This is a genomic window from Bacillus coreaensis, assembly GCF_050586445.1.
In the GTDB taxonomy this organism is placed as follows: domain Bacteria; phylum Bacillota; class Bacilli; order Bacillales; family Cytobacillaceae; genus Robertmurraya_A; species Robertmurraya_A coreaensis.
This window is the reverse complement of record NZ_JBOCCY010000002.1, coordinates 348,711-363,519: the sequence shown is the minus strand read 5'-3', so window position 1 is coordinate 363,519 and position 14,809 is coordinate 348,711. Positions and strand designations below refer to the sequence as shown.

13 protein-coding genes are annotated in these 14,809 nt (G+C 39.9%); 1 reads left to right on the top strand and 12 read right to left on the bottom strand.

Annotated elements, in window-relative coordinates; all coding sequences use genetic code 11:
* Positions 1-14 precede the first annotated feature (14 nt).
* The 12 genes from smc to ACQ5H4_RS04945 form a co-directional block, all read right to left on the bottom strand.
* Positions 15-3,581 (bottom strand): chromosome segregation protein SMC, encoded by a 3,567-nt coding sequence (smc, locus tag ACQ5H4_RS05000; RefSeq protein ID WP_430773883.1) that lies wholly within the window; start codon positions 3,579-3,581, stop codon positions 15-17.
* Between the two features lie 19 nt (positions 3,582-3,600).
* Positions 3,601-4,380, bottom strand: coding sequence for a ribonuclease III (gene rnc / locus ACQ5H4_RS04995; protein WP_251515796.1), 780 nt, complete (start codon positions 4,378-4,380; stop codon positions 3,601-3,603).
* 151 nt (positions 4,381-4,531) lie between these two features.
* Positions 4,532-4,765 carry an acyl carrier protein gene (locus ACQ5H4_RS04990; protein ID WP_119707510.1) on the bottom strand — a complete coding sequence of 78 codons (234 nt, stop codon included), beginning with the start codon at positions 4,763-4,765 and terminating at the stop codon, positions 4,532-4,534.
* A gap of 67 nt (positions 4,766-4,832) precedes the next feature.
* Positions 4,833-5,576 (bottom strand): 3-oxoacyl-[acyl-carrier-protein] reductase, encoded by a 744-nt coding sequence (gene fabG, locus ACQ5H4_RS04985; RefSeq protein ID WP_430773882.1) that lies wholly within the window; start codon positions 5,574-5,576, stop codon positions 4,833-4,835.
* Positions 5,573-6,520, bottom strand: a complete 948-nt coding sequence (gene fabD / locus ACQ5H4_RS04980) for an ACP S-malonyltransferase (protein WP_430773881.1) — start codon at positions 6,518-6,520, stop codon at positions 5,573-5,575. Before fabD ends, fabG begins: the two co-directional genes overlap by 4 nt.
* A gap of 2 nt (positions 6,521-6,522) precedes the next feature.
* The gene (gene plsX, locus ACQ5H4_RS04975) at positions 6,523-7,524 is read right to left on the bottom strand and encodes a phosphate acyltransferase PlsX (RefSeq protein ID WP_430773880.1); all 1,002 of its coding nucleotides are present in this window, start codon (positions 7,522-7,524) and stop codon (positions 6,523-6,525) included.
* Positions 7,525-7,542: 18 nt separating this feature from the next.
* On the bottom strand, positions 7,543-8,106 hold the full coding sequence (gene fapR / locus ACQ5H4_RS04970) for a transcription factor FapR (RefSeq protein WP_430773879.1): 564 nt from the start codon (positions 8,104-8,106) through the stop codon (positions 7,543-7,545).
* Positions 8,107-8,226: 120 nt separating this feature from the next.
* Positions 8,227-10,284, bottom strand: coding sequence for an ATP-dependent DNA helicase RecG (recG, locus tag ACQ5H4_RS04965; protein WP_430773878.1), 2,058 nt, complete (start codon positions 10,282-10,284; stop codon positions 8,227-8,229).
* Positions 10,265-11,161 (bottom strand): L-serine ammonia-lyase, iron-sulfur-dependent, subunit alpha, encoded by an 897-nt coding sequence (gene sdaAA, locus ACQ5H4_RS04960; RefSeq protein WP_430773877.1) that lies wholly within the window; start codon positions 11,159-11,161, stop codon positions 10,265-10,267. The genes recG and sdaAA overlap by 20 nt, the downstream gene beginning before the upstream one ends.
* A gap of 63 nt (positions 11,162-11,224) precedes the next feature.
* Complete coding sequence (gene sdaAB / locus ACQ5H4_RS04955; RefSeq protein WP_430773876.1) at positions 11,225-11,887, bottom strand: L-serine ammonia-lyase, iron-sulfur-dependent subunit beta; 663 nt, start codon at positions 11,885-11,887, stop codon at positions 11,225-11,227.
* A 168-nt stretch (positions 11,888-12,055) separates the two neighbouring features.
* Positions 12,056-13,732, bottom strand: a complete 1,677-nt coding sequence (locus ACQ5H4_RS04950) for a DAK2 domain-containing protein (protein ID WP_430773875.1) — start codon at positions 13,730-13,732, stop codon at positions 12,056-12,058.
* An 82-nt stretch (positions 13,733-13,814) separates the two neighbouring features.
* Positions 13,815-14,177 (bottom strand): Asp23/Gls24 family envelope stress response protein, encoded by a 363-nt coding sequence (locus ACQ5H4_RS04945; protein WP_119707502.1) that lies wholly within the window; start codon positions 14,175-14,177, stop codon positions 13,815-13,817.
* A 317-nt stretch (positions 14,178-14,494) separates the two neighbouring features.
* Here ACQ5H4_RS04945 and rpmB point away from each other — a divergent pair, with 317 nt between their 5' ends.
* Positions 14,495-14,683, top strand: coding sequence for a 50S ribosomal protein L28 (gene rpmB, locus ACQ5H4_RS04940; protein WP_066053137.1), 189 nt, complete (start codon positions 14,495-14,497; stop codon positions 14,681-14,683).
* Positions 14,684-14,809 lie beyond the last annotated feature (126 nt).

Here is a 14,809-nt window from a genome sequence, read left to right as displayed (position 1 = left end):
AACTCACACGTCCTTTACGTTTCAATCAATTCTTTTGTTTCTTCCAATCTAACAGAAACAAGCTTGGAAACCCCCGACTCCTGCATCGTTACACCGTAAAGCACATCCGCTTCTTCCATTGTACCTTTCCGGTGAGTAATAACGATAAACTGCGTTTCGGCGCTGTATCGTTTTAAATATTGGCTAAAACGATAGACATTGGCCTCGTCTAAGGCAGCTTCTACTTCATCAAGAATACAAAATGGTACAGGTCTAACTTTTAAAATGGAGAATAATAGAGCAATTGCTGTTAACGATCGCTCTCCACCGGATAAGAGTCCTAAATTCTGCAGTTTTTTTCCTGGTGGTTGTGCCACGATTTCTACCCCGGTATTCAATAAGTCTTCTGGATTCGTTAACTTTAAGTCTGCTCTCCCTCCGCCAAATAGTGCTTGGAAAACAAATTCAAAATGCGAACGAATTCCGTAGAATGTTTGCTCAAATCGCTTCTTCATTTCTTCGTCCATTTCATCGATGACCTGGAACAATGTATCCTTTGCTTCCTGCAAATCATTTTTCTGCTCGAGCAAGAATTCGTAGCGTTCGGAGACACGCTCATATTCTTCAATTGCACCGATGTTTACGACTCCGAGCTCTTCAATTGCAAGACGAATAAGCTTTACTTTTTTACGAGCCTCCTCAACCGGTAGAACAAGAGGATACTCCTCTTTGGCCGCTTCAAATGACAGTAGGTACTCTTCCCGGAGGTGAGACAATCTGTTTTCTAACTCCACATCGAGACGCCCAAGCTTTACTTCTTCATCCTTAAGCGCAAGCGTTAAACCCTTGTGTTGTCTTAAAAGCTCTCTTAATTCAAGCTCAGAGTCCTCTAATGTACTGTGAAGCTTCAATCTTTCTTCACGGCGCGAGGAAATCATAGAGATGGTTTCATTTTTATCTTGCAACTTTTTAGAAGCCTCTTGTTCCAAAAACTGTTCCCCTGAACTACTAGAGTTCATCTCCGTTGATAACAGGGATAGATCTTCTTCATACGTTTCATGTCGTTTCGTATGCTCTAATAGAGATGCTCTAGTTGCTTCAAGCTTTTCGGATAACCCGTGATGTTGCTCCATTAGTGCAGCGAGTTTCACCTTCAGTTCCCCAATTTCATTGACCACTGATTCTTTAGAACTATTTTGTAAAGATTTCTTTTCTGATAATGCTTGAATTTGCTTATCAAGTTCGGCTAGTTCATTCGCATATGTTGATAATAATTCCGTTAACTCAACTTTACGTGAAGACAACTGTGTCTGGTCTTGTAAAAATTGAGACATGTCGAGATCATAGATTTTTAACTTTTCATTGATATTTTTTTCTTCAATCTCAATTTCTCTGAGGTCACCCTTTTTCGATTGCTCGAGAAGGCGAAGATCTTCCCCTTGTTTTCGGATATCCTCAAGTATTTGCTCCTGAGTTGTGATAGAGGATTTTAGCTCCTTCACCTGCGCCTCTAGCTCATGTGTTTGAACTTCCATTCCCACTAGTCTACCTTTAAGCTCTTCAAGCTCACCTTTACGGCTTAGTAGAGAAGATGTATTTGCCTTTACTGCACCACCAGTCATCGAACCACCTGGGTTTACGATATCCCCATCTGTCGTAACAAATCGACATCGATACTGTAAAAGCTTAGCGAGTTCGTTCGCACCCTTTAAGTCCTTCGTAATGACCACCGTACCTAAAAGATTTGAAAAGATTTCTTCATATTTTTGATCAAACCCAATTAGATCCTTCGCTACTCCTACATATGATGGATGCCCTTTTAATGCCTGAAGCTGACTATTTGAAAGACTCTTCCCTCTTATGACACTAAGAGGCAGGAATGTTGCTCGTCCAAAGGAGTTTTGCTTTAAATAAAGTATTGCATTTCTCCCATTTTCCTCATTCGCAACAACTACATGCTGCATCGCAGCACCTAAAGCAGTCTCAATCGCCACTTCATACGATTTCGGAACTTGGATAAGCTCGGCGACAGCCCCTTCAATCCCTGAGAGCTTGCCTTCTCTTGCCTTTAATACTTCCTTAACTCCTTGGAAAAAACCTGAATAGTCATCTTCCATCTCTTCTAGCATATCTTTTCTAGACTTTGCTTTTTGTAAAAATTGATACGCTTGATATAGCTGGGTTTCTTGCTTTTGGTACTTATTCTTCAAGTTCTCTAACTTTTTCTGTTCTTCTCTAAATACATGCACTTGTTCTTCAAGATTTTTTTGAACACCAGCAATACCCGCTTCAATTTCCTGCTTACGGTCCGAAATCCCCTGTCTTTCTTGAAGATACTTTTCGTTATCAGCTTCTAATCTTGTGTTTTTTAAACCTTGCTGACCAAGCTGTTTGTCTGTGTTTTGAAGTTCATTCTTACTAGATGCTTGTTTGTTTAGAATTTCAATATAATCACTTTTTAATGACTCGATTCGCTCTTCAATATTCTCACTAAACGATGCGAGAACTTCCTGTTTTTCTTTTAGCAGTTTTTTAAGAGAGAGTACCTCTTCGTTCATACGGTGATAACTTTCCTCTTGCTTTAGTTGAAGCGAGGTTAATTCTTGGATTTTCAGAGAAACTTCTTCGATGCTTTTTCTAAGCTGCTCCTTGTTCTGCGTAGCATTTTTCTTTCTCTCTTTTAGAACCTCTTTTCTGCCTTCAACCTTTTCAAGCTCCTCACTCACCCGCAGTAGAACATCCTGTAAATCGGTAATCGATTCATCGAGTGCCGCCATATGATCTCTCATTTCTACAATCCTAGCTTCCTTCGATTGAAGAACGGTAGATAGTTTTAATTCATCTTCTTTATGCTGTTCAAGCTGACTCGTCAGCTTTTCCCACTTTTCATGAAGATCCTCAATTTCGTGCACCGTTACTGCAACTTCTATCTTTTCAAGTTCTTCTTTTTGTTGTAGAAAATCCTTTGCAATCGACGCTTGAATTTTAAGTGGCTCCACTTGCGTCTCTAATTCATGTAAGATATCACTCACACGATTTAAATTATCCTGAGTTTCAGTTAGCTTTGACTCAGCTTTCTTTTTACGATTTTTATATTTTAGAACACCAGCAGCCTCTTCAAAGATCGTTCTTCTTTCTTCGGCCTTGCTGTTTAATATTTCTTCTACTTTTCCTTGGCTAATGATCGAAAACGCTTCTCTCCCTAGTCCAGAGTCCATAAACAAATCAACAATATCTTTTAGTCTGCATGTTTGCTTATTGATCTGAAACTCACTATCTCCAGAGCGATACACACGTCTAGTGACACTTACCTCATTGTAATCAATGGGTAATGCTTGATCTTCATTATCCAACGTCAACGTTACTTCAGCAAAATTCAATGCTTTTCGCGAATCACTACCAGCAAAGATAATATCCTCCATCTTTGAGCCACGAAGCGATTTCGCTGACTGCTCTCCTAACACCCAGCGAATCGCATCGGTGATATTACTTTTTCCGCTTCCATTTGGACCAACCACTGCTGTGACACCCGGGACAAAATCGACCCCAATTCTCTCAGCAAACGACTTGAATCCGACTACATCCAAACGTTTGAGATACACAGCTTTTCCCCCTTTATCTCTACTCCTGTTGTTTTTCTTCTAGCTGTTCTTTTGCTCCATTAAGGTGAGATTTGATCTTTTCTAAAGCCATTTGTGCAGCATGCTGCTCCGCTTCTTTCTTTGATCTCCCTGTACCTTGTCCAAGCTCTTCGTTGTTTAAACAAACCTTTGAGACAAACTCCCTGTTATGGGCCGGTCCTCGCTCTAGTAAAATTTTGTATTCGATTGTACCAATTCCATCTCTTTGTACAAGCTCTTGCAACTGACTTTTAAAATCCATCACATGAGAAAAAGCACCTTCGTTTATTTTAGGAAATACCACTCTTTCTAAAAATCCAATTACAGTGTCAATTCCTTTGTCCAAAAAGAGTGCACCAATAAATGCCTCAAACACATCCGCTAACAGGGCTGGACGCTCACGGCCTCCTGTCATTTCTTCCCCTTTTCCAAGAAGCACTAGCTTCCCAAAAGAAAGTTCGTTTGCAAACCTTACTAAAGAAGGCTCACAAACAACGGCTGCACGCAGCTTCGTTAACTCCCCTTCGCTCATCATCGGATATTTCTTGTAAAGGAATTGTGAAACCGTTAATTCTAATACAGCGTCTCCTAAAAATTCAAGCCTCTCATTATCTTCATAAGGCTTTCTACGATGCTCATTCACATATGATGAATGGGTAAATGCTTGTTTTAATAGCTTCTCATCTGTAAAGTTAATTCCTTGTTCTGCTTGAAATTCTTTAAATAATTTATCATAAGAGCGAAAGCTACGTTTCTCTCTTTCTTTCCCGTACTTGCTCATTTTGCCTCCACCTTGCTAATAGTTTACATACCATATCAAGTTTACGTAAAAGTTCTTAAAAACGCAAAGGAAGATTGAAGGTTTTTCATATTTTATTTACAACAGAAGAAAGCCCCGCATTGCTGCGGAGCTTTTTCATAAGTTCTAACGATTATTGAGTACTTTTTATGTAATTCACAGCGTCACCCACTGTAGAAATCTTTTCAGCATCATCGTCAGAGATTTCCATATCAAACTCGTCCTCTAATTCCATAACTAGTTCTACTACGTCAAGGGAATCAGCACCAAGATCATCCTTGAAAGAAGCTTCAAGAGTCACTTGATTTTCTTCTACTCCAAGTCTGTCAACGATAATCTTCGTTACGCGCTCTAATACATCTGCCATGCTTTTCACCTCCCCTCAAGGGACATTATAGTGTATTTCTAACAATTAATAAATGTTGAATTTTCGGTTACATGACCATTCCGCCGTTTACATGGATAGTTTGTCCTGTAATATAGCGGCTGTCATCAGATGCTAAAAACGTAACTGCATTCGCAATATCCTTCGGTTCACCAAACTTAGCCAGTGGAATCATTTTTAGCATTCCCTCTTTAATTTCATCGTTTAGCTTATCTGTCATATCGGTCGTAATAAAACCAGGTGCTACAGCATTAACCGTGATCCCACGAGGAGCAAGTTCCTTTGCCGTCGTCTTCGTTAAACCGATTACCCCAGCCTTTGCTGCCACATAGTTGGCTTGACCAGCGTTCCCGCTTTCTCCAACAACGGAAGAAATATTAATAATTCTGCCACTCTTCTGCTTCATCATTTGACGAGTAACGGCCTTTGTACAAAGGAACACACCTTTAAGGTTGGTATTAATAACATCGTCCCATTCATCTTCCTTCATACGCATGATTAAGTTATCTCTAGTAATTCCAGCATTATTGACAAGAATATCTAGACTTCCCCAACGGTCGATCGTTTGTTTGACCATCTCTGCTACGGATTCTGTACTAGCAACATCGCATTGAACGGCAAATGCTTCTCTACCAAGACTTTGAATTTCTTGAACCACTTCATTTGCACGAGCTTCACTTCCAGCGTAGTTAACCGCAACATTTGCGCCCGCTTTTGCTAGTTCAATAGCAATGTCTCTTCCGATTCCACGTGAAGCACCTGTAACAAGTGCCACTTTTCCTAAAAGCTTCATACTGTTCTCTCCTTTAATGCATTAATCGTTGCCAGTAGCGTTTCTTCATCTGAAATTGAATAGGTTTGAACAGAACGTTCCACTTTCTTTACTAATCCAGACAACACTTTCCCAGGTCCAATTTCAACAAATGTATCTACACCAAGTTCAATCATATGCTTTACGCTGTCTTCCCATAACACAGGAGAGTATAGTTGCTCAAGCAATCGCTCTTTAATTTCTTCAGAAGCTGTCATTTCTTGTGCATTCACATTTGCGATGACAGGAACAGTCGCTTCACTGATTGATATTCCGTCTAATACTTCACGTAAACGCCCTGAAGCTGGCTTCATAAGCTGCGAATGAAATGGACCACTAACTTCAAGCGGAAGAACTCGTTTCCCTCCAGCTTCCTTTGCAAACTGAGAAGCAAGTTCCACTCCTTTTCTAGAGCCTGAAATGACTATTTGGCCAGGGCAATTCATATTCGCTAGCCCTACTACCTCTCCTTCAGCCGCTGCTTTTCCTACCGCTTCTGCCAATGTATCACGGTCTAGACCTAATACAGCCGCCATCGTACCTTCCCGGTTAGGTACAGCTTCTTCCATAAACTCACCGCGTTTACGAACCGCGTACACTCCATCCTCAAAACCAATCGCTCCAGCAGCTACCAATGCTGTATATTCACCTAAGCTATGTCCAGCCATATAGTCAGCTTTTATCTCAGCTTTCTTGAATTGCTCAAACAACGCAATGGATGTTGTTAAGAGCGCAGGTTGAGTATTAGTTGTTTTCGTTAACTCATCTTGCGGGCCTTCAAAAATAAGATTGGATAGAGAAAAACCTAATTTGTTATCCGCTGATTCAAAAACAGATTGAACTTCCTTGTTTGTCTCTGCAAAGACTTTTCCCATTCCAACTGTCTGTGAACCTTGTCCAGGAAAGATAATCGCTAATTTACCCATAGTTACTCCTCTCTAGCTTCTGTATATTTTGATACCGCGTCTTTAATGGTAGGCGCAACCTTCTTTTCGACCATGTCCCTCGTTTGTCTAATGGCATTGAAAACAGAGTTTGCATCAGATGATCCATGGGCTTTAATAACAGGTGCCTTTAGTCCGAACAATCCTGCACCGCCATACTCCGAATAATCCATCTTTGCTTTTAATTGCATAAGGTCTGGCTTTAGAACAGCCGCTGCTAGCTTCGTCTTTAAAGAGCTATACAAAGTTGTTTTAAGCATTTTGAATACAGACAAAGCCGTTCCTTCAATCGTCTTTAAAACCATATTGCCAGTGAATCCATCGGTGACCACTACATCTGCCACACCATCTAGCAAATCCCTTGCTTCCACGTTTCCAATAAAGTTAACAGGAGCTTCCTTTAGAAGATCATAAGCAAGCTTGGATAACTCATTTCCCTTTTTCTCTTCTGTTCCGATATTCAAAAGCCCGACTCTTGGATTCTTTACCCCTCTTACATTTTCAGCATAGATGGAACCCATGATGGCATTTTGCAATAAGTGCTCAGGCTTTGCATCTACATTTGCACCAACATCAAGCAAAAGAAACCCTTCTCCACCAATCGTCGGTAGAGTAGGAGCTAATGCTGGTCTTTCAATTCCTTCAATACGTCCTACTACGAACAAACCTGTCGCCATTAAGGCACCTGTATTACCAGCAGACATGCAACCATCTGCCTCACCGTCAGCAACTAGTTTTGCAGCAAGAACCATGGATGAATTCTTCTTCCTTCTTACCGCTTTTACAGGCTCATCAGTGCCTAAAATAACCTCTTCTGTATGTAAAATCGTTATTCTGTCGTGTGTTATGAGATGCTCCTTAATTTTTGCTTCATCACCGACTAGACATATATGTAAATCATCAAATGCTTGAACGGCCTTTATCGCTCCTAGAACGATTTCTTTTGGAGCATGGTCGCCGCCCATTGCATCAAGGGCCAATTTCATTGTTATTCATTCCTTATGTCATTTTTTATAGCGATACATTTCAAATTCACCAGTAAATACTAGTTCATTATTCACAAAACTTTTGACTTCCACAAGAGTTCTACCTTTTTCTTCATCAATTCGTAACACTTTCGCTTTTGCTATGACACGTTCATTTTCCTTAACTGATCTGGTAAATTGGATATTTGCCTTTGCTGTTAAAGCCAGTTCATCGTTGATTACTGCAACCGCTAATGAATTAGCCTGAGCAAAAACGTGGTGACCCCTTGCGATTTGGTTTCTCTTAAACACATGTTCATGCTTGACATCAAAAATAGAAATAGCTGTTTGGTCAAGCTCAATATCAATAATTTCACCAATCACTTCATCAATTGGTAAAGAACGTACTTCATCGTCGAACCGCTTTTCAGCGACATTCTTTATTCTTTCCCGTAGCTCAGGAATCGATAACTCTAACCGATCTAACCGGATGGTTTGTACGCTAACCGTAAATTGTTCAGCAAGCTCCTCATCGGTAATAAACGGGTTTTCTTTTATTGTTTCTATTAAAAGTCGTTGACGTTCTTTTTTACTTTTTCTCATATGTAAAACACCGTCCGAAGTATTAAGACTAGGTACTAATAGTAGTATATAAAACTAAAAAGCAGATTGCAACAAACTTTTTTGCAATCTACTTTTTGATCATGGTACTTCCGCTTTTTATCAATCTAGCTTTTCATTTTCCAACACACCAGAATCTGCAAGCTTTGAACGCAGCTTGGCATATTCATCACCGTTCCAAAACTCCTCTGATTCTATTAAGACCATTGCGTCGTTTCGAGCAGTTTCTAACGCACGGTAATCATGGACCATATCAGCAACCTTAAATTCAGGAAGGCCACTTTGCTTTCGACCAAAGAAATCCCCAGGTCCTCGAAGCTCTAAGTCCTTCTCACTGACTACGAAGCCGTCATTTGTTTCAGTCATAATTTTCATTCGTTCTTTCCCAACCTCTGTTTTCGGATCGGCCAGAAGAACACAATACGATTGTTCGCTTCCTCTCCCCACTCGTCCCCTTAGTTGGTGAAGCTGCGCCAATCCAAATCTTTCGGCATCATAAATGACCATCATTGTAGCATTAGGAACATTTACTCCCACTTCTACAACCGTAGTTGATACAAGTACTTGATATTGGTTCGAACTAAATGCCTTCATTACTTCATCTTTCTCATCAGAGCTAAGTCTTCCATGCATTAAACCAACTTGATATCGATTATGAAAGTATGTTTGTAAGGCAACATGAACATCAATTGCATTTTGCACATCAAGTTTGTCCGACTCCTCAATGAGTGGACAAATCACATATGCCTGTCGTCCTTTTACAAGTTCTTTTTCCATAAAGGAAAGGACGCGATCAAGCATATCTGCCTTTGCCCAATACGTTTCTATCGCTTTACGACCAGCAGGCATTTCATCAATGATAGACACATCCATTTCTCCAAAGACTGTAATCGCTAGTGTACGAGGTATGGGTGTAGCTGTCATAAAGAGCACATCTGGGTTCTCACCTTTTTCACGTAAAACCCTTCTTTGCTCCACACCGAAACGATGCTGCTCATCGGTAATAACAAGACCGAGTTTGGAAAATATAACTTCATCTTGAATTAATGCGTGTGTTCCAATTAATATATGAATTTCACCGTTTTTTAATCGTTCTAACACTTCACGGCGCCTTTTTCCCTTTACAGAACTTGTTAATAACTCGACTGATAATCCAACAGGCTTAAGTAATCCCTTTAACGATTCCGCATGTTGTTCTGCTAATATTTCTGTGGGCACCATTAAAGCTCCTTGATATCCAGCTGTATAACTAGAAAAAAGTGCAATAGCAGCAACGACTGTTTTCCCAGAACCTACATCTCCTTGCAGTAAACGATTCATACGGTATGGAGATTTCAGATCTTTTAACACCTCGTTTACCACTCGTTTCTGCGCAGTTGTAAGCGGGAAAGGTAGATGATCAATGAAGTCCTTTACTTTATCTAAGTTATAGTTTTGAGGAAGTCCCTTGGAATTCTCCCTTTCAAACTTTCGTAACGCTTGCATCTTTAACTGAAAATGTAAAAATTCTTCATAAACAAATCTCCGACGAGCTTTTTTTACATCTTCTTCGTTTAGCGGATTATGCATGGAAAGCAACGAATCCTTCCGATTTCCAAGCTTATATTTGCTAATCATTTTTTCAGGAAGCGTTTCTTTAATGTCCTTTCCATACTGGGAGAATGCTAGATTAATAAATCTTCTTAGACCTTTAACCGTCACATCTCCTTTTACACTATAAACTGGAACAAACTTTTTTTCTGATTCATTTGATCCCATTTTTGCTTGAGTGGCTGTGATCATTTGGCGATGCTGATCCCATTTGCCGGTTACGGTAACCATTTCATTTACTTGAAACTTATTTTTTAAATAGGCCTGATTAAAAAATACAACTTGAATTAAATACCTCTCTACTAACAATCGGATGGTTAGTCTTGACCGCTTTTTCCCATAATACATAAGAGAAGGCTCACTATGAACCTTCCCTTCTACGGTAATCCTCTCGTCATGCTTAACTTCTGTTAAATCGCGAAGGCGATAATCTTCATAACGATATGGAAAATATTCAAGTAGATCTTCAATCGTCAATATTCTCATTTCAGCTAGACTTTGTGCAGTCTCAGCACCGATTCCTTTTACAGCTGTTACGGATTGCTTTAAATTACTGTTGTTGTTCTCCATGAACATGCGGTATTCCGAAAATTTTCGCTTCCAGTCTGCGACCTGTCGGAGTTGCCGCCAACCCTCCCTGCGCCGTTTCTTTAAGAGCGGTAGGCATCGTTTGACCGATTTTATACATCGCATCAATTACTTCATCACATGGTATTCGACTAGTGATGCCTGCTAATGCCATATCCGCTGCCACCATTGCGTTTGCAGCTCCCATTGCATTACGTTTTACACAAGGGACTTCTACTAAACCAGCAACGGGGTCACACACTAATCCTAACATATTTTTTAATGTGATCGCCATAGCTTCTGCACATTGAGCAGGAGTTCCGCCAGCCATTTCTACAATAGCAGCCGCAGCCATTCCAGCTGCAGATCCAACCTCTGCTTGACAGCCTCCAGCAGCCCCGGAGATCGAAGCATTGTTAGCAACAACAAACCCAAAGGCTCCGGATGTAAATAAGAAGGCTATCATCTGTTCTCTCGTAGGATGTAGTTTATCTCTTACGGCAAATAACGTTCCTGGAACCACACCAGCTGATCCTGCTGTAGGGGTCGCACAAATCGTCCCCATTGCCGCATTCACTTCGTTTGTAGCAACTGCCTTCGAGACGGCATCAAGGATTGTGTTTCCACATAATGACTTTCCAGACTGAATATATTTTTGCAGGAGCACAGCATCTCCACCAGTGAGACCTGAATGGGACCTTACTCCATTAAGGCCACGTTCAACGGCTTGCTCCATTACGGTCAAATTCACATTCATTTGCTCTAAAATCTGTTCTCTTGTTCGACCAGTGACTTCCATTTCTTGTTCAATCATAATATCTGATATTTTTTTATTTTGTGTACTAGCGAGCTCAACTAGCTCTGCGACATTGCGAAACATGATGTACACTCTCCCTGCATTCTAGTAATCTATTTTTGAAAGCGTTACCATAAAATCCCTCTTCTATTCAACAATTTTGGCAACCTTTACCACATGGTCAAGCGCTTCTAATTCTTTAATAACTAAATCGTCAATATTCTGATCCACTTCAATCGTCATTAACGCTAGCATCCCTTTTTCTTTCCTTGAAACTTCCATATGCCCGATATTTAGCTCATGTGAAGCTAATATATTTGAGACACTGGCAATCGCACCAAAACGGTCATTATGAACGACTAAAATCGCAGGATGGTGACCAGATAACCTAAGCTCAAAACCATTCAACTCCGTGATTTCGATTTTGCCACCACCAATAGAGATTCCTACTAACTCTAACTCTCCTTGATCGTCACCAATAGATATCTTAGCTGTATTCGGGTGTTCTGGAATCGCTTCTTCTTCAATAAATGTGATTTCCATTCCGTTCGTTTGCGCGATAGAAATGGACCCAATTATCCGTTCATCAAATGTATCAAAGTCTAATAGCCCGCCGATTAATGCTACATCTGTTCCGTGTCCTTTATATGTTTGTGCAAAGGATCCGTAAAGTGAAATTTTAGCCCACTTTGGTTCACGACCAAAGAGGCTTCTTGCTACTCTTCCAATTCGTGCTGCTCCTGCTGTATGTGAGCTAGAAGGACCTATCATTACAGGGCCTATAATATCAAAAACACTTTTGTACTTCATCAATTTTCCCCCTTGTGGAGAATATCCTCTTTAACTTAATGGTTTCCCACATTGTATTATACATTATTGTATGAAAAAAACATTGTAGTTTCTTCTATTTCCACTATATACAAAGTGGATTTTTTCAAACGAAAGGAAGCACAGCTTTGAGCCATGCTTCCATACTGATTATTCAACCGAGAAAATGAATGCATATAACGGTTGTTTTCCATCGTGGATTTCAATTTCAACATCACCGTAATTTGCTTCTACAAACTGGACAATTGCATCTACATCCGCGTCTGTTGCATCTTCACCTTTTAGAATTGTTAAAATCTCTGAGTCTCCATCAAGAAGCTGATCCAGGAGTTTCGTTGCAGAGACAACTTTGTCTTTATCCTTTACAACGATTTTACCCTCAGCAATTCCCATGAAATCATCTTTTTCAATCTCAAGACCATCAATACTTGTATCACGGACGGCATACGTAATTTGACCTGTTTTTACATTTTGTAATGCTTCTGTCATGCCCTCTTTATTGCCTTCAAGGTCTGCACCTGGGTTAAAGGCAAGAAGAGCAGACATTCCTTGTGGAACAGTTTTAGAAGGGATAACAATTGCATCTTCTTCTGTTACTTCGGCTGCTTGTTCAGCTGCCATAATGATGTTCTTGTTATTCGGCAAAATAATCACTTTCTTCGCATTCACTTCTTTAATGGCCTTAACGATATCCTCTGTACTTGGATTCATCGTTTGCCCACCCTCTATCACTGCATGTGCACCGATACTCTTAAACAATTCTGCAATTCCTGAGCCCATAGAAACGGTTACAATACCGTACTCTAGCATTTCCTTCGGCTTTGGTGGAGCACTAGTTTTTTCATTCGAATTGGACAACAAATTCGTATGTTGCTCCCGCATATTTTCAATCTTTAAATTCACTAAGCTTCCATAGGTTTGTGCATACGTTAGCACATTTCCCGGATACTCTGCATGAATATGTACTTTGACCAGCTGATCATCAGATATTACCAAGAGAGAATCACCGTGCTGACTTAAATCTTGACGGAAGGTTTGCTCACTAAATGGTTTAGAGTGGAGTTTCTCGTCGTCCAACTTGACCATAAATTCTGTACAATAGCCAAACTCGATGTCTTCTGTGTTCATATGGCTTTGTACACTCTTGTGATGTTCTGCATTTACTAGATCATCCATCGAGGATGCTAGTGTGGGACCTTCAGGTAATTTTTCTCCCTTTAGTACGGCTAGGAAGCCTTCATACACAAACACAAGTCCTTGACCGCCACTATCAACTACTCCTACTTCCTTTAAAACCGGTAGAAGATCAGGGGTACGCTTTAAGGATGCCTTTGCTTCTGCAACTACTGCCTCCATAATTGTAACAATATCATCTGATTTTTTCGCTACTTCAACTGCTTGCTTCGAAGAGTCTTTTGCAACCGTTAAGATTGTTCCTTCTACAGGCTTCATAACCGCTTTATAAGCTGTAATCACTCCTGCATCAAGAGCAGCGGCAAATTCAAATGCATTGATACTAGCTTTTGTTTCGATTGCTTTAGAAAAGCCTCGGAAAAGCTGGGATAAAATAACACCAGAGTTTCCTCTTGCACCCATCAACAATCCTTTGGAAAGTGCAATACCAACCTTTCCAATATGATCTTGAACATTATTTCTTACTTCCTTTGCTCCAGAAGTCATCGATAAGTTCATATTTGTTCCAGTGTCACCATCTGGAACGGGAAACACATTCAGTGCATCCACATATTTTGCATTAGAGGACAAATGATTCGCTCCTTGTAACACCATTTCAGCGAAACGTTTTCCATCTAAAGATTTAATTGACACAAGTCTTTCCTCCTCACTAATGTTCGTCACTACGAACTTACTGCTCGAGGAAGCCTAAGCTTCCTAAAGCAACGCATTTTACTTACGGGTTCGTGACGCGAACACCTTGAACGTAAATATTAACTGAGTCAACAGCAAGGCCAACTGTTTTGTCTAAGGTATATTTCACTTTTGATTGTACATTATGAGCAATCTCAGAAATTTTTGTACCATAGCTAACAATAATATACATATCAATATGTACTTCATCATTTTCTTGACGAACAATTACACCTCGAGTAAAGTTCTCTCTTCTTAATATTTCCGTAAGGCCATCTTTTAGTTGATGTTTTGAAGCCATTCCTACTATACCGTAGCAATCAACAGCTGCTCCTCCAGCGATTGTTGCAATTACTTCATTTGAGATATCAATTTGTCCGAAATTTGTTTTCAGTTCGATGGACATAAATGCTTCCCCCTTTGGAATTTGCTCCTTAACTACAGTCATTTTACTATATGGACTCAAAATTTAAAAGTCATATTCCCCGCACTTATAATAGAGCCCTAAGATTTTACCTATGTCAAGGAAATTTTCTTGAAACCTTTTGTTACAACTGTTGCATTCCGAATGGTTGTATGATAAATTATTAAAGTATCTTTTAATGCTTGAAAAACGGACAATCCGCTATTTTCACATTAAATAAAACTTGAAAGCAATTTTACATTGCATTTTAAAGATGAACAAATAATGCTTCACCTTTGATAGTAAGGAGGGAAATGTATATGCCACGTAAATGTGTTGTAACAGGTAAAGGAACTCGTTCAGGTAACGCACGTTCTCATGCTATGAACGCTAACAAGCGTACTTGGGGTGCTAACCTTCAAAAGGTACGTATTCTTGTAGACGGAAAGCCAAAGCGTGTTTGGGTTTCTGCAAGAGCACTTAAATCAGGTAAAGTTGAGCGCGTATAATGTGTAAAGAGTATCCATCTGGATGCTCTTTTTCATTTTCCTTTTAAAATTAGCCTTCCCATTAACCTCTAGAAATAGACTTTTAATTATTCACAAAAAAATACACCGATGTGAATCTCTTACATC